Consider the following 20,194-nt stretch of genomic DNA (forward strand, 5'->3'; position numbering starts at 1 on the left):
AACAAAAAATGTCGAAGAAAAGTAGGTGGAAAATTAAGAATCCCCGGTTTACGTAGAATTTATAAAAAAACAAGATGAAAAAAATGTCTATTATTGCGAATGTATTTACAAAGATAGAATAATTTGTAATAATTCTCAAAGTGAGGGTAAAGATTTGTAAATTACAGGGAGAAAATGTTAAAATTTCTGATTCTTCAAATTTGCATATGATTAAGTGGTTAAAAAAGTCAATGGAGAAGTGAAGTTAAGAGCATGGAAGTATAATAAGGGGGATATGGATGTTTACTGTAAAAAGGAAGTACACATTAGAAAAGCTTTCACGTGATATTCATATGAAACGTGAAGAAATGATTCAACTAGGATTAACAAGTGGGTTAAATAGTAGGGAGACAATTCAAGTTAGTCAAGAATTGGACAAGCTTATTTTACAATATCAATGTTATAAAGACAAACAAACACCGAAATGGTTTTCAATTATAAAAATACCTATTTTCCAAATCGGGTATGAAGGAAAATCAAATAATTTTTGGCGAATGCTTGTGGCTGGTTTTATGAAATAAGTATAATTACCCTTATAGGATAAGGATAATTATACTATGTGTAACGGAATTTCGATATGAACTGTCGTTCCTTCGTTTTCTGTACTGTCAATAAAAATATGCCCATTATACATCTCTACAATTCGTTTACATATGACAAGTCCAAGACCTGTTCCAGTATCTTTATTAGTAAAGAACGGATGAAAGAGGTGTTTTTGAATATGTTGCGGAATCCCTTTTCCAGTATCTGTAATATGCAATTGTGCGTGTGTTTCATTGTTTTTTACTACAATGGTTAGTGTATCACTAGAAGTCATGGCCTCAATTGCATTTTTTGTAATGTTTAAAACCACTTGTTTCATATGGTCTTTCGAACAACGGATATGAACAGGATGGTCTGGCAAATGTAAATGGAATACAATGTTATGTAAATTCGCCTCAGATTGAATAATTAATGCTATCTCATTTAGAATTGTTCTTACATCATATGTTTGTTCGATGATGGCGGTTGGCTTTCCGAGAATAAGAAATTCACTTACAATTTCATTGATTCGCTCTATTTCTTGTTCAATTACGGAAAAGTAGAACTGATCTTGCTCATCTTTATATTTCTCTTTTAATAGAGCGACGAGTCCTTTAATTCCAGTAAGAGGATTACGGATTTCGTGTGCTGTACTCGCTGCAAAAGTTCCAACTAATTCAATTTTCTGTAGTTCATTTTGTTGTCTTTCAAGTTTTGTTTGACGTTTTAACAACATGTATTGAACAAGTAAAAATAAAATAGACATTAAAAATAAAGTAGCGATACACTCTATTGTAACCCACTGGTATAAGGTTTTTTGATGAATAGGTAATGGAGAAACAGAGACCTTCCAATTTAATCTTTGGAGTGGGGTAGTAAGCATATTAGAATGCGTATCACTTGTGTCGTTATTATCATCGGTTAGAAAAACTACATCATGTTTATCAGTTACCTCAAAATGGTATTGTGGTTTAATGGCATTTAAAGAAGATGAAATGTAATCAAAGCGTAAACTAGCTAATAATAATCCTGAGAGCTCCTTCTGTTTATTAAATATGGGAGCAGCAATCATAATAGCTTTATGTCCAAGAACGCGATCAGTAATGACTGATGATACAGTGGTTTTTTTAGTTTGGAGCACGTCTTGAATATATTTACGGTCTGAAACATCTATAGGCTTTGATTCATCTTCAGATGCGATTGTAATGACTCCTTCTGGTGTAGCGTAATATAGACCAGAAAAGCGTGCATCGTTTCCATCTGTATCATGTACAATTTGTTTAATGCCATTTATATTACCAGTCTCAGTGCCTACAACTTTTGCAAGCATGTCTAAAGCAGAAATTGCTTCACCAAGATGATGATCCAAATAATCTCTATATAAAAAGAGAACTGTATGAGCGGATAATTTGTTTTCCTGTTTCATTTTATATGTATGATACGAATAAAATGTAGCACCAATCCCTATTGTCGGTAGGATAACAAGCAATATATATATAATTATGCTTTGGAATTTGACTTTCAAATGTGGTACTCCTTCTTTTTTTATTATCATTATATATAAACTATGTTAAAATTGTCATGTTTTTATTCAAGAATGATTCTTAATATATTAGGGGAGAGGAAATGAATGAGTGAATGCTCATTCGGAATTCACATGAAGTATGAAGTGGCATTTTCTTTTTATTGCTGAGAATTTAAGTGAAGGGTTGAAAGTTATATGACATCAAATAATGAACGAGAAGATATTTCTCAATCTTTAAAAGTATTTATTGCATTATCTCGTGTACATCGTTCTGTTATGGATACTACAAATAAATCTATACAAAGTAACGGGTTAAATCCAACTGAATTTGCTGTATTAGAACTGCTATATCATAAAGGCGGTCAACCACTTCAGCAAATTGGTGAGCGCATTTTAATAGCTAGTGGCAGCATTACATATGTTGTAGATAAGCTGGAGAAAAAGGGATTAGTAAAGAGAATCCCATGTCCGAATGACAGACGTGTTATTTACGCGCAATTAACTGAGTCTGGCGAGACCTTTATTGCTTCTATTTTTCCGGGGCATGAGAAAGTTATACATCAGTCTTTTGAAATGTTAACGAAAGATGAAAAAGATGAATTACTTGATTTATTAAAAAAAATTGGGAAGTATGAAAAATAATATGTTCCAAAGGAGCTTTGGATAAGTAAATCCAAGGCTTTTTTATTTGCAATGAACTCAGGGCAGTCACTGCCGAATTTTGTTGAAAATTAAGAGGGAATTCGAGAATACGTATTGAATTATAATAAAGGTATGTAATGGAGAGGAGGCTCGTTCATGTCATTTAAAGACTATGAATATAAACGCCCAAATATTGAAGAGTTAAAAGAGAAATTTACTGTTGCTTTAGAGAAGTTTGATAACGCAAAAACTGTAGAAGAACAAAAACAAGTCATTCATTCAATTAATGAAATTCGCAACGATTTTGGTACAATGGGAAACCTTTGTTACATTCGCCATTCTGTTGATACGACGGATACTTTTTATAAGGAGGAGCAGGATTTCTTTGATGAATTCTCTCCAGTTGTACAAGGATATGGTACAAAATATTATAAGGCACTCATTAATTCTCCATTTCGTGAAGAATTAGAGGCGTATTATGGAAAACAATTATTTGCTCTAGCAGAATGTGATTTAAAAACATATTCAGATGAAGTCGTGAAAGATTTACAATTAGAAAATAAATTATCATCGCAATATACACAGTTATTAGCATCTGCAAAAATTGACTTTGCTGGAGAAGAAAGAACGTTATCGCAACTGATTCCGTTTATGCAAGGAAAAGAAAGAAGCGAACGTAAAGCAGCAAGTGAAGCATACTACAGATTTTTAGCTGGAAATGAGGAAGAACTAGATCGTATTTATGATGAGCTTGTTAAAGTGAGAACGAAAATCGCAAAATCTTTAGGTTTCAAAAACTTTGTTGAACTTGGATATGCAAGAATGTACCGTACAGATTATAATGCGGAGATGGTGGCTAATTACCGTCAGCAAGTGCTGGATTATATCGTTCCCGTTACAACGGAATTAAGAAAGCGACAACAAGCACGTATCGGTGTAGAGAAGTTAGCTTATTACGACGAAAACTATGAGTTTGCTACAGGTAACCCAACTCCAAAAGGAGATGCGGATTGGATTGTTAATCATGGGAAAACGATGTATAAAGAGTTATCGGCTGAAACAGATGAATTTTTCAATTTCATGCTAGATAATGATTTATTAGATTTAGTTGCGAAAAAAGGAAAAGCTGGTGGCGGATATTGTACATATATTGAGAATTATAAAGCGCCATTTATTTTCTCAAACTTCAATGGAACATCTGGTGACATTGATGTATTAACACATGAAGCGGGTCATGCTTTTCAAGTATATGAAAGTCGTAAATTTGAAATTCCAGAATATAATTGGCCAACATATGAGGCATGTGAAATTCACTCTATGAGTATGGAATTCTTTACATGGCCATGGATGAAGCTATTCTTTGAAGAAGATGCAGATAAATATTACTTCTCTCACTTAAGTTCAGCACTTCTGTTTTTACCTTATGGTGTATCTGTTGATGAATATCAACATTATGTATATGAAAATCCTGAAGCATCACCTGAAGAGCGTAAGACAGCATGGCGTAACATAGAGAAGAAATATTTACCACATCGTGATTATGAGGATAATGATTATTTAGAGCGCGGTGGTTTTTGGCAACGTCAAGGGCATATTTATAGCTCACCGTTCTATTATATTGATTACACGCTTGCTCAAATTTGTGCGCTACAATTTTGGAAACGTGCAAGAGATAATAGACAAGAGGCGTGGGAAGATTATGTGAATCTGTGCCAACAAGGTGGAAGTAAATCGTTCTTAGAATTAGTAGAAGTTGCAAATTTAACATCACCATTTGCCGAAGGCTGTGTGAAAAGTGTTATTACAGAAATTGAAGCATGGTTACATGCGATTGACGACACAAAATTGTAAAAAACATGCACTTTTTTTCACATGTTTAACATCGACATAATGGGAAAATGATGAGATAATAAAAGAAAATTCAGAATACTAAAGGGGTGTTTCTAATAAGGAGCACCTCTTTTGACCAACAAAAGGGGGGAACAAGTATGCTTCAATCTAATATGAATGTAAGTTTAGAAAGTTTAGTAAACTCATTACAGTCTACTCGAAGCACGCTATTATCAGAAATTGAAATGTTAAATGACACCGAAGTGAATGTAAAGCCACGCCGTGATAAATGGAGTATTATTCAAATTTTACACCACTTGCATTTAGTTGAACAATCTGTCACGTCTGCCCTTGTATATGCTTTACAAAAAAATGAAAGAAACATGACTTCATTTAAAGACCTCCAACTTACGCTTGATCGCACACATAAACGAGAAGCTCCTCAGCAAATGCAACCAACAGAAACTTTAATGAAAAAACAGCAAGGAATTCAATTGCTAGAACATTCACGACAAGAACTATTACACGCGCTTCATAGTGTTATAGATGAAAAAGATCTATTTGAAAATGGATTAAAGCATCCTGTTTTTAATGATCTGAATTTGTATCAATGGGTTCAATTTCTTGATTTGCATGAACAAAGACATCTTACGCAGTTAAAAGAGGCGAAACATGCAATTTTGCAGCGCTAAAGTGGAAGAAGTGGGAAACCACTTCTTTTTTGATACGTGCATAGTTTTCTTTCTTATTTTGGAATACTACATGGAGAAAGAAAAGAAGGAGTTGAAAAAACATGTCTAAGAAGAAGCGAGAAGAAGAGCGCGCCTGGAAAGCACGTAAAGAAAATCAACAACCACACGGAAAAGTGAAAGCTTTTGCTGAATTAGTTGAAGGAACAGAAAAAACGTGATGAGTATTTCATCACGTTTTTTGTATGAGTGGAAACGTTAATAAAAAGGTTGTACCGATTCCTTTTTCACTTATAATATCAATTTTTCCATTCATAGCTTGAACAACACTGAATACGACCATCATTCCAAGTCCAGTACCTTTTTCTTTCGTTGAATAAAAAGGAGAGCCAAGACGTTTTACTTGTTCCGAATCCATACCGACTCCTGTATCTTTTATATATAACTGAATATGCTTATGATCAGGAACTAATGTGAAATAAAGATCACCGCCTTTTGGCATAGCCTCAATGCAATTTTTAAAAATATTTAATAAACATTGATTTAGTTTTTGCTTTTCTCCAGCGATAAAAAAAGAAGTGCTTTGCTTTATATAATGAGTACGTACATTTGTTAAATTAGCAAGCGGTGTAATTAACGACAATGCATGTAGTAATTCTTCTTCTAACTGTAATGTTTGCTCTTTTTCAATGCTAGGTTTGGCAAAGGTTAAATAATCTGTAAGAACATGATTTGCTTGTTCGATACCGTTAATGGCAATGTCAATATATAATTTTCGTTCCAGCTCAGTGCATGTATCTGATTGTAACAGTTGTAAAAACCCTTTCGTTGAAGTTAATGGATTGCGAATTTCATGAGAGATAGATGCTGCCATTTCACCAATTAAATGAAACTTTTCAGCATTTATAAGTTCGTTTTGGAGACGAACTTGAGTTTGTAATATGTGTAGTAAATATAAAATTAGGATTGTACCAAGCATTGAACATAACTCATACACAATAATATGCGGTATATAATCAGTCTTATTTGTAACCTTGGAAAGGAAGAAGGGTATCCAACTAAATCCGTATGTGAGACTGTAGATAATAGCAAGTGTTATTTTTATACGATTAGAAGTTCGATTGAAAAATTTATATGTTAATAGTAGAACAATAAATAGAAGAACAGAACCGATAAGAGATGGGAAAACACCTACCCCACCTAATAATAAGCGATATATGTTTAATACAACTAAGATAGAACCACCAGCAATAGGCCCTCCCGTTAATGTACCGACAATTAATACAATATGGCGCATATCAAATTGAAAACCATTATTTATTTTTGCTGCAAATGTAATACAGAGTACGGTAGCGAGGCAACAGAGTACAATAAATATAGCTGAATTTAATTTAGGAGAGCGTTTCCCTTTTTGATTCCAAAATAAATGATATACGAGCATTGTAATCAGGATGAATAATATATTTAAAAAGAGATAAATAATAAAGGATTTCAGTGGGATGCCCCCTCTCTTCTTATATTAAATTAATCATACTATAAAATGAAAGAAATGAAATGAAAAATAACCGAAAAATCAGAAATTTTTACGCTAGTATACAATATGTTACAATAAGCTGTGTCAATGAAAGAAGAAATTCCGTGCACCGCGCGGGAGAGGTTCGCGAACTCCCTCTATAAAAAACTATGGAAACAACAATATCCTTAGGTATTGTTTTGTTTTTTTATTGTGACAGTTCAAGAACGTTCTTTCTTCTTATTTATAGTAGAGAAGGAGAATGAGTGAAATGAAAAAAGAAAAAGCAGTTGTTGTTTTTAGTGGAGGACAAGATAGTACAACATGTTTATTTTGGGCAATAGAGCAGTTTGCAGAGGTAGAAGCTGTAACGTTTAATTACAATCAACGTCATAAGCTAGAAATTGATTGTGCAGCGGAAATTGCGAAAGAGCTAGGAATAAAGCATACGGTACTAGATATGAGTCTATTAAATCAACTTGCTCCAAATGCGTTAACGAGAACGGATATGGAGATTACACATGAAGAAGGTGAATTGCCATCGACATTTGTAGATGGACGAAATTTACTCTTCTTATCATTTGCTGCTGTATTAGCAAAACAAGTGGGAGCACGTCATATTGTAACGGGTGTATGTGAAACTGATTTCAGCGGTTATCCAGACTGCCGTGACGTGTTTGTGAAATCGTTAAATGTTACATTAAATTTATCTATGGATTATCCGTTTGTCATTCACACGCCACTTATGTGGATTGATAAAGCTGAAACATGGAAATTATCAGATGAACTTGGAGCATTTGAGTTTGTTCGAGAAAAAACATTAACATGTTATAACGGAATCATTGGTGATGGTTGCGGTGAATGTCCAGCATGTCAACTTCGTAAAGCAGGATTAGATACGTATCTGCAAGAACGCGAAGGAGCGAACAACTAATGGATAACTTTTTTGGATTTCGCATCGTAGAGAATTTGCAAAAAATGGACAAGGATATTCAGCGTAAACAACTCAAATATCATAATAAAAGAGTAATGGTCAGTAAGGAACTTACATTTGATGCAGCACACCATTTACACTGTTATGAAGGGAAATGTAAAAACTTACATGGTCACACATATAAAGTTGTATTTGGAATTAGTGGATATGTAAATGAAATAGGTCTTGCAATTGACTTTGGAGATATAAAAGAAATTTGGAAAAATGAAATAGAAATTCATTTAGATCATCGTTATTTAAACGAAACGTTACCAGCAATGAATACGACTGCTGAAAATATGGTCGTTTGGATTTATGAAAAGATGGCAGAAGCACTAACAAAAGAGAATCGTGTGAACGAATATAAGGGAGCTCGCGTTGAATTCGTTCGTCTATTTGAGACACCGACTAGTTATGCGGAAGTAAGACGGGAGTGGATGCTCGATGAGTAAAATCCCTGTCTTAGAAATATTCGGTCCGACTATTCAAGGTGAAGGAATGGTTGTAGGGCAAAAGACAATGTTTATCCGTACAGCTGGTTGTGATTATAGCTGCGCTTGGTGTGATTCTGCTTTTACGTGGGATGGATCAGCTAAAGATCAAATTAGACAGATGACAGCAGAAGATATTTGGAGTGAGCTTGTTGCAATTGGAGGAGAAAATTTTTCTCATGTTACGATTTCAGGTGGAAATCCGGCATTACTGAAAAATATTGAGTTTCTTCTTTCTATATTAAAAGAAAATGGAATGCGAACGGCAATTGAAACACAAGGGAGTAAGTGGCAAGATTGGTTACTTGAAATTGATGAGGTAACAATTTCGCCAAAACCACCAAGTTCGACGATGAAAACAGATTTTCAGAAGTTAGATGCTATGATTCAGAAACTAGCAGGAAAAGATATTAGTTTAAAAGTAGTAGTATTCGATGATTATGATTTTGAATATGCAGTTAAGATGCACGAACGTTATCCAAAGGTACCATTTTTCTTGCAAGTAGGAAACGATGATACAAAAACAGTGGATGATGCGATGCTTATTAAAAAATTATTAGATAAGTATGAGTGGCTGATTGATAAAGCTGTAAATTGTAAAGAGATGAATGATGCAAAAGTATTGCCTCAGCTTCATGCGTTAGTATGGGGAAATAAACGCGGTGTATAATGAGAAGGGATGTTTAAAAATGGCAGGAAGATTAGATGAAGATTTAAAAGATGTAACATTATTAGGAAATCAAAATACAAAATATTTATTTGAATATAGCCCAGAAATATTAGAGGTATTTGATAATAATCATCCAAACCGTGATTATTTTGTAAAATTCAATTGTCCTGAATTTACAAGTTTATGCCCGAAAACAGGACAACCAGATTTTGCAACAATTTATATTAGCTATATTCCAGAGCAAAAAATGGTAGAGAGTAAATCTTTAAAGTTGTATTTATTTAGTTTCCGCAATCATGGTGATTTCCACGAAGATTGCATGAACGTTATTATGAACGACTTAATTAAATTAATGGATCCACGTTACATTGAGGTATGGGGGAAATTCACACCACGTGGTGGCATTTCAATTGATCCATACTGCAACTACGGTCGCCCAGGGACGAAGTATGAACAAATGGCTGACTACCGCATGATGAACCACGATCTATATCCGGAAACAATTGATAATCGTTAATAGAAAGAAAGGGCCTGTATACTATACAGGCCCTTTCTTTCTATTATATTATGCATTTTGATTAATGACAGTATAGTTTTTATGACTTACAACTGTAAGAGGTTCCATATCTAGTTCTCTAAAATTCTTCATAATTGTTATATCAACAATAACAGAGTTTTGATTTACTTTTTGAACACGGCCTTGCATTCCACCTTTAAATTCGATGATATCTCCAGTTTCTGCGATCTGCATAAGCAACTCTCCTTGTTACAGTTTTCCCAAAAAAAGAATAAATTTGGGTTTTTTTATTTCCTCCTATTTTGAACCATATTTCCTACTTTGTAAATGTTTCCAAAGTAAAAATTCGAAAAATATTCACTTTTTGTAAGAAAATATGTAAAAAATCCATGTTATTTGAAAAAAATAGCGAAAATGCGGGAATCTTTATATCGAGGTATAATGAAAAAGTAGAATAACCTACTGAAGTGGGAGAAATTAGAGGCGGTAAAATGATGTTTGAATTTGTGGGGAGTGTTATAGCTTTAATTTTATTTTTATTTTCTTATATGCATTTAAAAAAGATTCGTCAATATGATACGAGTACATATTTTGATGGGATGGATGGTATCCATGCTTCGATAACACATGATAGTGGTGGGGAGATGTAAAGGTATATAACTTTATTTTCTTGCGTGGTATGATGTTTAGAACTAGTGCATAATAAAGTTCGTAAGTGATGAATGGAGAGTGAAGAGAATGAAGATTTCTTTTATTCGTCATGGTTGTTTAGGTCGTATAAGAGAACCGATGACAATTACTTCATTTCACGAATGGATGAAACAGTATGATTCCGAGTCAATGATACAAAAAGCTAAAATGCCGATAGAAACAATAGAGGCAATTGAAGCAGCGAAATTTGTCTTAACAAGTGATCAAAGGCGTGCTGTACAATCAGCAGCTGAATTAACGGATTCTTTATCTTTTATGCAAAATTCTCTTTTTAGAGAAGCTGAAGTCCCTTCATGCTTTTTTGCTCCGAAGTGGTTGAAATGCAAAATTAAGGTATGGATGTTCATTGGACGAACATTATGGATACTTGGCTACCATAAAGGTGTTGAGTCCTATAAGGAAGTAAGAGAGAGGGCAAGGCAAGCGGCTTACCTGTTACATCGTTATGCTCTCGTACATGGAAGTATTGCTCTTGTAGGTCATAATTATTTTAATTCGATGATTGGAGCGGAGCTGAGGGCAATGGGATGGTCTGGTTCTCCTATTTTGCATAGAAAGCCATGGGGATGTACAACATATACGTTTCACGAGGCGATGGATGGAAATATATTAAATACGAATTTAACATAAAAGCACACGATTTATATAAATCGTGTGCTTTCTTTTTAAGATATAGAAATTTTGACGTTTAATGGTTTTACGAGATGAGCATAAGGTTCGCCTACTAGCATAACAATTACATCTTTTTTATAACCTAACTTTTCGTATAATGAATAGGCGCGTGTGTTTTCTAAATTAACAAGTAAAGCGATTTTTTCATGCCCTTTTTCAGTTGCATAGATTTCGGCAGCTTCAATTAATTTAGAACCGATACCTTTTCCGCCGTGTGCACTTGAAACTGATAATGTATCAATGTAATACTCATCAAGCTCAGCTTCTTTTTCTAACGTAATTGATTCATCTTTATGTAATTCTCTTAAGTGATGTACAATTGGTGCGTCAAGCTGTGTTGCTTCACTACCGTGATAAGCGACAATAACTCCAACTGCACCCCCGTCTTGCTCATATACAAAACAGTTTTCATAGCTCAGTCGATTTTTCTTTTTTGAGAACCATGTTTCAAGTCCTAGTAATACTTCTGTCTCAACTGTGCTACCTGTGATTTTTTCAGCAATTTCGTGCAGAGCGTTATACAATAAAGGTGCTACCAGTTTCGCATCTGTCTTTTTTGCTTTCCGAATCATAGTATCCCTCCTAGTTCTATTCATATATTGTAGCATAGCGGTGTGAAACTTTGCATAATTGAATGTCGAAATGTTTGATATAGAGAAGTAGCTATGTTAGTATATGATATTTAGTGGACATATACTAAAGAGATATCTTTTGAAAAATAATGAAAATGAAATGAAGGTATAGCATCTGGATAATTTTACAGTTGTTGACCTATAGAATATAAGATAAAATAAAATATTGCATAGAGGTGAAATACATGGATAAAGAATTAGCAAATACAATTTTGGATCAGCTGAAAAATGGTGAAATAAAGGAGTATGTTGTTACGAAAGATGTATTTTATACGTTCAGAGAAGTTTTAGTAAATCGAGAAGACTTTAAACATTTCATTGGTAACGCACAGCGAGGCGGGCAAGTGATTTATACATATTCAGAAACGCCACGTTCATAAAGAGGAATTTTGATCAGCAGGGCATCTCTCACTGATTAGTAGCCTTCACCAATCGGACGTTTAATGCGGGATAAATAAAAGATAAAGGAGAGGGGAATTATGGGCGATTTTAAACAAGGCATTTTACCACATTGGGATTATATGTGGAAAGATAGAGCCGGCAATCGATTTATGGGAATGGTTATGTATCCAGAGAAAAGAAAATGTTCAGCAAAAATGCTTCAGAAAATAAAAAGAGCATATGAAGAAGCAGTAGAAATTCAAGTAACTGTACAAGTTCAACATACATATCAGTACGTAGAAGGAATGATTGTATACTTTGATGAAGAGGCTCCTGTATGTACAATGATTGATAAAGATGAAAATCCGCATCATATATTTGTAAAAGATATTTTGCGCATTGAGCAATCTGAATAAACTTTTCATAAATAAATTGAAGTTCCATAATAATAATCTTTTTCTATAATAGTTATCTTTTAGTATGTAACGAGAAACGAAAGTATATGTATAATATATTTAATAAGGTAAATTGGATAAATGTAATCTTTTTTTAGAGCAGATTATAGTTTCATATCTGTTCTTTTTTGCGTGATGCTGGAGAAATATATTTCTTCAGCATCTACCGTTTTATGACAAAATATATTGTTAACTTTTTTTAAAATAAGGTTAAATTCGTTGACAACTTTTTTGAAAAGCACTTTATTGACATGAGTTTTAGAATGTTGTTTCATAGTCATTGTATTGAAAAAAAACGGCTATCATGTCGAAAAGTAAAAGTTAAAAAAAGAAAGAATTTATACATATATCTTGTGTCTTATTTTGAAACGTAATACAATATATAGAGAAATCAAGAACAACATATAGAGAATATAGATTTGAGAGGGAGGGTCGGAAATGTTAGTTGCATATGATTCTATGACAGGAAACGTGAAGCGTTTCATTCACAAATTAAATATGCCGGCCGTTCAAATTGATGAAGATCTAGTAATAGATGAAGACTTTATTCTTATTACGTATACAACAGGTTTTGGCAATGTACCAGAACGTGTTTTAGACTTTTTAGAGCGCAATAATGAAAAATTAAAAGGCGTATCTGCAAGCGGCAATCGTAACTGGGGAGACATGTTCGGTGCAAGTGCTGACAAGATTTCTACTAAATATGAAGTGCCTATTGTATCAAAATTTGAGTTATCTGGAACAAATAACGATGTAGAATATTTTAAGGAAAGGGTGCGGGAGATTGCGACACATTGAACTGAATAATGAAATCACGCAAATGCAGGACGGTTTTTATCAGCTTCATAAAGATAAAGAGGCATTAGAAGTCTTTATGGAAGAAGCTAGAGAGAATACCGTTCCTTTTAATAGCGTGGCAGAGCGAATGGAGTATATGAAAGAACATGATTACTATTACAACGTTCTGGACGAGTATAGCTTGGAGGAAGTAGAGGAAGTATATAACATCGCTTATGGTGAAAACTTCGAGTTCCAATCTTATATGGCAGCATCTAAGTTCTACAAAGATTATGCGTTAAAAACGAATGATCAAAAACAATACTTAGAAAGCTATGAAGATCGTGTAGCAATTGTTTCATTATACTTAGGACGCGGTGATGTTTCGAAAGCAAGACAATTCGCAAGCATGATTGTAAAACAAAACTACCAACCAGCGACACCAACCTTTTTAAATGCGGGAAGAAGCAGAAGAGGAGAAATGGTGTCTTGTTTCTTGTTAGAGATGGACGATAGCTTAAATTCAATCGGCTTTAACATTAATACTGCGATGCAATTATCAAAAATCGGCGGGGGAGTAGCTTTAAACTTATCTAAGCTACGCGCACGTGGTGAGCAAATTAAAGGTATCGACAACGCTGCAAGTGGTGTAGTACCTGTTATGAAATTGCTTGAAGATTCGTTTTCATATGCGAATCAGCTTGGCCAACGAAAAGGTGCCGGTGCAGTATATTTAAACATTTTCCATTGGGATATTATTGAATTCCTTGATACAAAAAAAATAAATGCCGATGAGAAGAGCCGTATTCAGTCTCTATCAATCGGAATTATCGTTCCAAGTAAGTTCTTTGAGCTTGCTGAGAAAAACGAACCTTTCCATGTTTTCGCGCCTTATACGGTTTATAAAGAATATGGCAAGCATTTAGATGATATTGACATTGATGAAATGTACGATGAATTAATGAGCAATCCGAAAGTGAAGAAGAAGCCACTAGATATTAGTGCACGTGATATGCTTATTAAAATCGCCATGATTCAGCTTGAGTCTGGTTACCCATACTTAATGTTTAAATCAAATGCAAATAATCAACATCCATTGAAGGATATTGGAACTGTGAAGATGTCGAACTTATGTACAGAAATCTTCCAGCTTCAAGAAACTTCAGAAATAAATGATTACGGTACAGATGACATTATCCGTCGTGATATTAACTGTAACTTAGGATCGTTAAATATCGTAAACGTAATGGAAAATAAAGAAATTCGTGAAGCAGTTCATGCGGGAATGGAAGCTTTAACAGCTGTTTCTGATATGACGATTATTCCGAATGCACCAACTGTGAAAAAAGCGAATGACGAGCTTCATTCAGTTGGACTTGGAGCAATGAACTTACACGGATATTTAGCAAAAAATAAAATCGCTTATGAAAGTGCAGAAGCGAAAGAATTCGCTCGTACATTCTTTATGATGTTAAATTACTATTCTATTGAGAAAAGTATGGAAATCGCTACAGAAAAAGGCGAGACATTTAAAGACTTCGATAAATCTGATTATGCGAATGGCACATACTTTGAAAAGTATGAAACGACAGATTACAGCCCAGTAATTGAAAAAGTTCAGCAACTATTTGAAGGAATTCATATTCCAACAAAAGAAGATTGGACAAGTTTAAAAGAGCAAGTGCAAAAGAATGGTTTATACAACTCATATCGTCTTGCCATTGCTCCAACACAATCAATCAGTTACGTTCAAAATGCAACTTCAAGCGTAATGCCGATCGTAAGTCAAATCGAATCAAGAACATATGCGAACGCGACAACATATTATCCAATGCCGTATTTATCAAAAGATACGTTCTGGTACTATAAATCTTCTTACGATATGAATCAGTTTAAATTAATTGATTTAATCGCAGAAATTCAAGAACATATTGACCAAGGAATTAGTACAATTCTTTACGTTAATAGTGATATTTCAACACGTGAATTAGCACGTTACTACATCTATGCACATAAAAAAGGCTTAAAGAGTCTGTATTATACGAGAACACGTAAATTAAGCGTGGAAGAGTGTGTGGCTTGTACCGTTTAATATAAAAAGTGAGACATGATGAGCAGGGTTTTCTGAACCCTGCTCATGCTTAGTTATCATATTTAGAGAAGGGGCGATTTAATGCGTGCGGTAAACTGGAACAAAAAAGAAGATGATTTTAGTTTAATGTTTTGGAAGCAAAACATCGCTCAGTTTTGGACAGAAGAAGAAATTGCGGTTTCGTCTGACAAAAATACTTGGGTGCAATTATCGAAAGAAGAGCAAATTGCTTATAAGCGTGTATTAGGTGGTTTAACACTTTTAGATACGAAACAAGGTGGCGAAGGAATGCCACTTGTACTTGTTCATCTTGAAAATTTACAAGCGAAAAGTGTATTAGCTTTCATGGGAGCTATGGAAGAAGTACATGCGAAAAGTTATAGTCACATTTTCACAACGTTAGCTACAGAAGAAGAGATTGATGATATTTTTGACTGGGTAGACAATCATCCGTTACTTGAGAAAAAAGCTGGTATTATTACTGGTTACTATCGTCGTTTATTAAAGCCTGAAGTAACAAAAAAAGAGTTATACATGGCAATGGTAGCAAGTGTGTTCTTAGAAAGTTACTTATTCTATAGCGGATTCTTCTATCCACTTTACTTAGCTGGTCAAGGAAAACTAACAGCAAGTGGTGAGATTATCAACTTGATAATTCGTGATGAGTCAATTCACGGCGTATTCGTCGGTATTTTAGCACAACAAATCTTCGCAGAACTTTCTGCAGAAGAGCAACAAGAAGTGCAAAAAGAAACACAAGAGTTATTAATGGAACTATATGAAATTGAAATGGCCTATACAGAAGAAATTTACACTTCTATCGGTCTTGTAGAAGATGTAAATCGTTTCGTTCGTTACAATGCAAATAAAGGGCTTATGAACTTAGGACTTGAGCCGAAGTTTGAAGAAGAAGAAATTAACCCAATCGTTTTAAATGGTTTACGTACAGATACGAAAAACCATGATTTCTTCTCTGTAAAAGGAAATGGTTACGTAAAAGCAACGAACGTTGAAAAGTTAGCTGACGATGACTTCGTGTTTAACTTTTAATATAGGATTATAAAGAAAAACTGTCTTATTCATTGATAAGACAGTTTTTCTTTATAATTTTGTTTACATAACACTATTATTTTTGTATAGCGATTTATATTGGGAAGTTCTATTCGTTTAACGGATAGAACTTTTTTGTAATTAAATGGGTATTTACAAACCTTTTGTATCGGTGTATTATTTAACTAGTACACCGATACGAAAGGAGGGAAGAAATGAAAATAGAGTTTTCTCCAAATACACCAATTTACATTCAGGTAATGGAATACATAAAAAAAGAGATCGTAACAGGACATTTATTGCCTGGTGATAAAATTCCCTCTGTCCGTGAATTAGCGAGTGAATTACAAGTGAATCCAAATACGATTCAGCGTACATTTCAAGAGCTAGAACGGGATGGAGTTGTTGTCACACGTAGAGGAATGGGACGGTATGTAACGAATGAAGGGGAGAAAATTATGGAGCTGCGAAAAGAGATGGCGAAAGAATTACTTCATTCTTTTATAGATGGAATGGACAATTTAGGTTTTTCAGAAGAAGAAATTCTTACAATTCTTCGTTCTTCATTACATGATAAGAGGGAGGAGAGCCAATGATAGAGCTAGTGAAAATAGAAAACTTATGGAAGAGATACGGATTAAAAGCAGTGATCCGTGAATTAAACATAGAGATTACGGAAGGGAAAATCGTTGGGCTTGTTGGAGATAACGGGAGCGGGAAAACGACGTTATTGAAAATGATTGCAGGCTTGCAACACCCTTCTGAAGGTAGTATTACAATAGACGGTAAAAAGGTAGGATTACAGACGAAAGAAATCGTTTCATTTATGTCCGATAAGCCAGTCTTTGATGATTGGATGACTGTAAAAGATGCTTTATTTTTTTACCGAGATTTTTATAAAGACTTCGATATTCAAAAAGCGGTAGATACGATTGCAGAATTTAAAATACCGTTAGAAGAAAAAATTACAGCATTGTCAAAAGGTATGGTTGAGAAGCTGCAGATTATTTTAACGTTTTCTCGAGAAGCGAAGCTATATGTACTGGATGAGCCATTGGGCGGGATTGATCTTGTTTCTAGAGAACATGTACTTGAGCTAATACTTAAATTTTATCGTGAAGATTGTACGCTACTTATATCGACTCATTTAATAAGAGAAATCGAAAATATATTCGATGAAGTAATCTTTTTGAAAGATGGAGAAATAATATTGCATGAAAATGTGGAAGAACTACGATTTCAAAAGGGTAAAGCAGTACATGAGCTGTTTAAGGAGGCCTATGAGAAATAAGTCAGCTTTTTCTTTATCTGTATAATTGTAATAAGAGAAAGATAGCCATTATTTACTTTGGTTTTATTACAGTTTCATTAATTCTTTTATTTAATATGAAAGGAGTTTCAGGAGTTAGAATTTCAGGTAGGCAAGATATAATTATTATTATATTCTTTATCATACTAGGTATAAATGGATTTGCAATTCTTTTAACAGGTATATCGTCTTTTCGGAAAATGTTAAAAAACTCTATGCTACGTTATACTTCTATTTCAGCAAAAAAGTATATATGTGCAAATATTTTATTCTGTGTACTACTCTTTATGATTTTGCTAGGAATAGGAATCATTTTTCTATACTATTTTTCTTTAAATATTTACAATGGAAAAACTAATTTAGGTATTCAGCAAGCAATACACAGTTTATATAATTATGGAATATTACATCATATGTTATCTATTTTCTTATGGGGACTAGATTTTCTTAATATGCTAGTTTCTATTTATTTTATTATAGTAATTGTAAAGCTATTAAATGTGAAATCATCGATGAATAAAGTTGCTTGTTTAGTTTTATTCGTCATTTTTACCGCATTTAATGGAGGAATAACGTATATTTTTCAGCAAATAGAAAAGTATGTGTTTGCTATAAATAATATTGGATTTATAGATCAAAATGGTTTTTTAAATACATCATTTTATTCTGGTACAGAGGTTACAATTTTAAATCTATTTTTTAATTGTTTATTAACAATTATATTACTAGTAGTTACAGGTAACATAATCGATAAAAAACTAGAAGTCTAGAGGAGGAATCAGCATTGGGAAACGTAGTAGTAAAGTTAGAGAATGTTCGAAAAAAGATTGGTGGAACGGAAATTATTCGTGGTTTATCATTTGAGGTTCGTGAAGGAGAAGTATACGGATTCCTTGGGCCGAACGGTAGCGGTAAGACGACGACGATCCGTATGATGACAGGTCTTATTTCAATGACAGAGGGCGATATTACAATTTGTGGACATAGTATTCGCTCGGAGCGTGAAAAGGCACTAGAGCAAGTTGGAGCGATTGTAGAAAATCCTGAACTATATGATTATATGACAGGAATGCAAAACTTAAAGCATTTTGCGAATATGGCCATTACACCAATTAGTAAAGAGCGCATTGCTGAGATTGTAAAGCTTGTTGAATTAGAGCATGCGATTCATAAAAAGGTGAAAACATATTCACTTGGTATGAAACAACGTTTAGGAATTGCACAAGCATTACTTCATCAGCCGAAAATCTTAATTTTAGATGAGCCGACAAATGGATTAGATCCAGCTGGTATTCGCCAAATTCGTGATTATTTACAACGTTTAGCGAAAGAAGAGAATATTGCTGTAATCGTATCAAGTCACTTATTAAGTGAAATTGAATTAATGTGTGATCGCGTTGTTATTATTAAACAAGGTGAGTTTGTACAAGAGTACAACTTACATGAAAAAGTGAAACATGATGAGGCAGTCGTTGTAGCGTTTGAAGTAGATGAAGTTCAGAAAGCAAATGAAATCATTAAAGGCAAAGCAAAAGGGAATGTAATTGTAGCATCTGTAACAAAAGACAACATTCCGCAACTTGTAAAAAAACTTGTTCATGCTGATGTGCTTGTATACGGAGTTACTGTTCAAAATAAAACGTTAGAGGATGAGTTCTTAGCGATTACTGGGGGAGTGAAAGCGTAATGTTTAAATTAATTCAAAATGAATTTTTAAAGTTGCATGCGAAAAAAGGTATGTATATTTTAATAGGTGTAATTGCTTTATTGGAGATTTTAGGAACAGTAGTATTGGCGAAATGGGGCGACGCTGGTAGCTTAAGTGGATCTTACTTAGATTTTGCGAGTTCAAATATCGGCTTAATTATGATATTCACAACGATCTTTGGAATTACAATAGCTTCTCGTACAATTACAGATGAATTCCAAAAAGGAACGATTAAGCAATTATTAATTCGTCCAAGAAAACGAATGACAATTTTATTTTCTAAATATATTACAGTATTATTAACGATGTTATTTATCGTATTTGCTAGTACATTAATTGCTTTGATTATTGGTGTAATTGTAATGGACGGTAGTAAAACTGAATTAACGTTAGGAATTGTTTTAAAAACAATATTATATCAGCTGCTATCACCATTTTTCTTTGCAACACTTGCATTTTTCTTAGCAAATGTGTTTAGAAAGTCTGTATTACCAATAATTATTACGATGTTTCTATTATTCTTACAAGGTACAATTAACATGGTATTAATGATGTTTGCAAAAGGTGTAGCGAAGTTTGTAGTATTCAGCCATTTGGATTTAAGAGCTTACGACAGCAATAAATTAATTAGTGGGGGAGTAGAACCTACATTTACAGAATTTACATTTACAACTTCATTATTACTTATAGCTGCATACTTTGTTGTATTACTTGTAGCATCAAGTGCATTATTCCAAAAACGTGACGTATTATAATAAAAGAAATCCCCGCTTGTAAAAACGGGGATTTTTATTACATAAAATTCACTTAGATTGAAACTTGAAGAACAGCGATATGGTATTTTAAGAGATATGCTGTTTGAAATGATTTGAGAAAAATAGGAAGAGTTTCAACTATATTCATATTATAATTTAGTTATCCTGCTATTTATAGGGAAAGGATTGCCTATAAAGTACTGATTAAAGTTTTATTGTATTTTTACTATCTTTGGGGGTG

Annotated in this window: 25 protein-coding genes and 1 riboswitch; of the genes, 21 read left to right on the forward strand and 4 right to left on the reverse strand. The window is 33.7% G+C overall.

The window, feature by feature from the left end; all coding sequences use genetic code 11:
* Positions 1 to 278 precede the first annotated feature (278 nt).
* A complete protein-coding gene (locus tag BAQ53_RS06475; protein WP_000495534.1) occupies positions 279 to 560 on the forward strand; it encodes an aspartyl-phosphate phosphatase Spo0E family protein in 282 nt (93 codons plus the stop codon).
* A gap of 29 nt (positions 561 to 589) precedes the next feature.
* Here BAQ53_RS06475 and BAQ53_RS06480 read toward each other — a convergent pair whose 3' ends face one another.
* A complete protein-coding gene (locus BAQ53_RS06480; protein WP_208906633.1) occupies positions 590 to 2,086 on the reverse strand; it encodes a DUF3149 domain-containing protein in 1,497 nt (498 codons plus the stop codon).
* 195 nt (positions 2,087 to 2,281) lie between these two features.
* Between BAQ53_RS06480 and BAQ53_RS06485 the strand changes: the two genes are divergently transcribed.
* The 4 genes from BAQ53_RS06485 (at position 2,282) to BAQ53_RS26185 (ending at position 5,468) form a co-directional block, all read left to right on the forward strand.
* Positions 2,282 to 2,728 carry a MarR family winged helix-turn-helix transcriptional regulator gene (locus tag BAQ53_RS06485; RefSeq protein WP_000203347.1) on the forward strand — a complete coding sequence of 149 codons (447 nt, stop codon included), beginning with the start codon at positions 2,282 to 2,284 and terminating at the stop codon, positions 2,726 to 2,728.
* A gap of 156 nt (positions 2,729 to 2,884) precedes the next feature.
* Positions 2,885 to 4,579 carry a M3 family oligoendopeptidase gene (locus BAQ53_RS06490; RefSeq protein WP_208906634.1) on the forward strand — a complete coding sequence of 565 codons (1,695 nt, stop codon included), beginning with the start codon at positions 2,885 to 2,887 and terminating at the stop codon, positions 4,577 to 4,579.
* A 137-nt stretch (positions 4,580 to 4,716) separates the two neighbouring features.
* Positions 4,717 to 5,250 carry a DinB family protein gene (locus tag BAQ53_RS06495; protein WP_208906635.1) on the forward strand — a complete coding sequence of 178 codons (534 nt, stop codon included), beginning with the start codon at positions 4,717 to 4,719 and terminating at the stop codon, positions 5,248 to 5,250.
* Positions 5,251 to 5,351: 101 nt separating this feature from the next.
* Complete coding sequence (locus BAQ53_RS26185) at positions 5,352 to 5,468, forward strand: DUF6254 family protein (RefSeq protein ID WP_000038355.1); 117 nt, start codon at positions 5,352 to 5,354, stop codon at positions 5,466 to 5,468.
* 11 nt (positions 5,469 to 5,479) lie between these two features.
* On the opposite strand, the gene kinB is transcribed toward BAQ53_RS26185, so the two are convergent.
* Positions 5,480 to 6,688 carry a sporulation sensor histidine kinase KinB gene (kinB, locus tag BAQ53_RS06500; protein WP_208906636.1) on the reverse strand — a complete coding sequence of 403 codons (1,209 nt, stop codon included), beginning with the start codon at positions 6,686 to 6,688 and terminating at the stop codon, positions 5,480 to 5,482.
* A gap of 206 nt (positions 6,689 to 6,894) precedes the next feature.
* Positions 6,895 to 6,938: riboswitch (PreQ1 riboswitch) on the forward strand.
* Between the two features lie 93 nt (positions 6,939 to 7,031).
* Here kinB and queC point away from each other — a divergent pair.
* From queC to queF, 4 genes are read left to right on the forward strand one after another with little or no spacing between them, the layout of a single operon-like run.
* Complete coding sequence (queC, locus tag BAQ53_RS06505) at positions 7,032 to 7,694, forward strand: 7-cyano-7-deazaguanine synthase QueC (protein ID WP_000711595.1); 663 nt, start codon at positions 7,032 to 7,034, stop codon at positions 7,692 to 7,694.
* Positions 7,694 to 8,185, forward strand: a complete 492-nt coding sequence (queD, locus tag BAQ53_RS06510) for a 6-carboxytetrahydropterin synthase QueD (protein ID WP_208906637.1) — start codon at positions 7,694 to 7,696, stop codon at positions 8,183 to 8,185. Before queC ends, queD begins: the two co-directional genes overlap by 1 nt.
* On the forward strand, positions 8,178 to 8,894 hold the full coding sequence (gene queE, locus BAQ53_RS06515; RefSeq protein WP_000036275.1) for a 7-carboxy-7-deazaguanine synthase QueE: 717 nt from the start codon (positions 8,178 to 8,180) through the stop codon (positions 8,892 to 8,894). The genes queD and queE overlap by 8 nt, the downstream gene beginning before the upstream one ends.
* Before the next feature lie 19 nt (positions 8,895 to 8,913).
* On the forward strand, positions 8,914 to 9,411 hold the full coding sequence (queF, locus tag BAQ53_RS06520) for a preQ(1) synthase (protein WP_002163902.1): 498 nt from the start codon (positions 8,914 to 8,916) through the stop codon (positions 9,409 to 9,411).
* Between the two features lie 48 nt (positions 9,412 to 9,459).
* On the opposite strand, the gene BAQ53_RS06525 is transcribed toward queF, so the two are convergent.
* Positions 9,460 to 9,645, reverse strand: coding sequence for a YkvS family protein (locus BAQ53_RS06525; protein WP_001165082.1), 186 nt, complete (start codon positions 9,643 to 9,645; stop codon positions 9,460 to 9,462).
* A 260-nt stretch (positions 9,646 to 9,905) separates the two neighbouring features.
* Between BAQ53_RS06525 and BAQ53_RS06530 the strand changes: the two genes are divergently transcribed.
* Positions 9,906 to 10,061: a hypothetical protein gene (locus BAQ53_RS06530; protein ID WP_000461432.1), complete on the forward strand. Its 156-nt coding sequence runs from the start codon at positions 9,906 to 9,908 to the stop codon at positions 10,059 to 10,061.
* An 88-nt stretch (positions 10,062 to 10,149) separates the two neighbouring features.
* Positions 10,150 to 10,752, forward strand: coding sequence for a histidine phosphatase family protein (locus BAQ53_RS06535; RefSeq protein ID WP_000703095.1), 603 nt, complete (start codon positions 10,150 to 10,152; stop codon positions 10,750 to 10,752).
* A 35-nt stretch (positions 10,753 to 10,787) separates the two neighbouring features.
* On the opposite strand, the gene BAQ53_RS06540 is transcribed toward BAQ53_RS06535, so the two are convergent.
* The gene (locus tag BAQ53_RS06540) at positions 10,788 to 11,366 is read right to left on the reverse strand and encodes a GNAT family N-acetyltransferase (RefSeq protein ID WP_208906638.1); all 579 of its coding nucleotides are present in this window, start codon (positions 11,364 to 11,366) and stop codon (positions 10,788 to 10,790) included.
* Between the two features lie 245 nt (positions 11,367 to 11,611).
* Here BAQ53_RS06540 and BAQ53_RS06545 point away from each other — a divergent pair, with 245 nt between their 5' ends.
* From BAQ53_RS06545 to BAQ53_RS06590, 10 genes are all read left to right on the forward strand, one after another.
* Positions 11,612 to 11,806: a protein YkzS gene (locus tag BAQ53_RS06545; RefSeq protein ID WP_000356683.1), complete on the forward strand. Its 195-nt coding sequence runs from the start codon at positions 11,612 to 11,614 to the stop codon at positions 11,804 to 11,806.
* Between the two features lie 99 nt (positions 11,807 to 11,905).
* Entirely contained in the window at positions 11,906 to 12,223 is a 318-nt protein-coding gene (locus BAQ53_RS06550; protein ID WP_208906639.1) for a hypothetical protein, read from the forward strand.
* Between the two features lie 477 nt (positions 12,224 to 12,700).
* A complete protein-coding gene (nrdI, locus tag BAQ53_RS06555; protein ID WP_000959447.1) occupies positions 12,701 to 13,060 on the forward strand; it encodes a class Ib ribonucleoside-diphosphate reductase assembly flavoprotein NrdI in 360 nt (119 codons plus the stop codon).
* Complete coding sequence (gene nrdE, locus BAQ53_RS06560) at positions 13,047 to 15,131, forward strand: class 1b ribonucleoside-diphosphate reductase subunit alpha (protein ID WP_208906640.1); 2,085 nt, start codon at positions 13,047 to 13,049, stop codon at positions 15,129 to 15,131. The genes nrdI and nrdE overlap by 14 nt, the downstream gene beginning before the upstream one ends.
* An 81-nt stretch (positions 15,132 to 15,212) precedes the next feature.
* Positions 15,213 to 16,181, forward strand: coding sequence for a class 1b ribonucleoside-diphosphate reductase subunit beta (gene nrdF, locus BAQ53_RS06565; RefSeq protein ID WP_001203025.1), 969 nt, complete (start codon positions 15,213 to 15,215; stop codon positions 16,179 to 16,181).
* A gap of 215 nt (positions 16,182 to 16,396) precedes the next feature.
* Complete coding sequence (locus BAQ53_RS06570) at positions 16,397 to 16,777, forward strand: GntR family transcriptional regulator (protein WP_000687512.1); 381 nt, start codon at positions 16,397 to 16,399, stop codon at positions 16,775 to 16,777.
* On the forward strand, positions 16,774 to 17,472 hold the full coding sequence (locus BAQ53_RS06575; protein ID WP_208906641.1) for an ABC transporter ATP-binding protein: 699 nt from the start codon (positions 16,774 to 16,776) through the stop codon (positions 17,470 to 17,472). The genes BAQ53_RS06570 and BAQ53_RS06575 overlap by 4 nt, the downstream gene beginning before the upstream one ends.
* Positions 17,469 to 18,260: a hypothetical protein gene (locus BAQ53_RS06580; protein WP_000080430.1), complete on the forward strand. Its 792-nt coding sequence runs from the start codon at positions 17,469 to 17,471 to the stop codon at positions 18,258 to 18,260. The genes BAQ53_RS06575 and BAQ53_RS06580 overlap by 4 nt, the downstream gene beginning before the upstream one ends.
* Positions 18,261 to 18,274: 14 nt before the next feature.
* Complete coding sequence (locus BAQ53_RS06585) at positions 18,275 to 19,177, forward strand: ABC transporter ATP-binding protein (protein ID WP_208906642.1); 903 nt, start codon at positions 18,275 to 18,277, stop codon at positions 19,175 to 19,177.
* A complete protein-coding gene (locus tag BAQ53_RS06590; RefSeq protein WP_000475437.1) occupies positions 19,177 to 19,953 on the forward strand; it encodes an ABC transporter permease in 777 nt (258 codons plus the stop codon). The genes BAQ53_RS06585 and BAQ53_RS06590 overlap by 1 nt, the downstream gene beginning before the upstream one ends.
* The last annotated feature ends 241 nt before the right edge of the window (positions 19,954 to 20,194 follow it).

Source organism: Bacillus sp. B25(2016b) (assembly GCF_001679765.1).
GTDB classification, from domain to species: domain Bacteria; phylum Bacillota; class Bacilli; order Bacillales; family Bacillaceae_G; genus Bacillus_A; species Bacillus_A thuringiensis_K.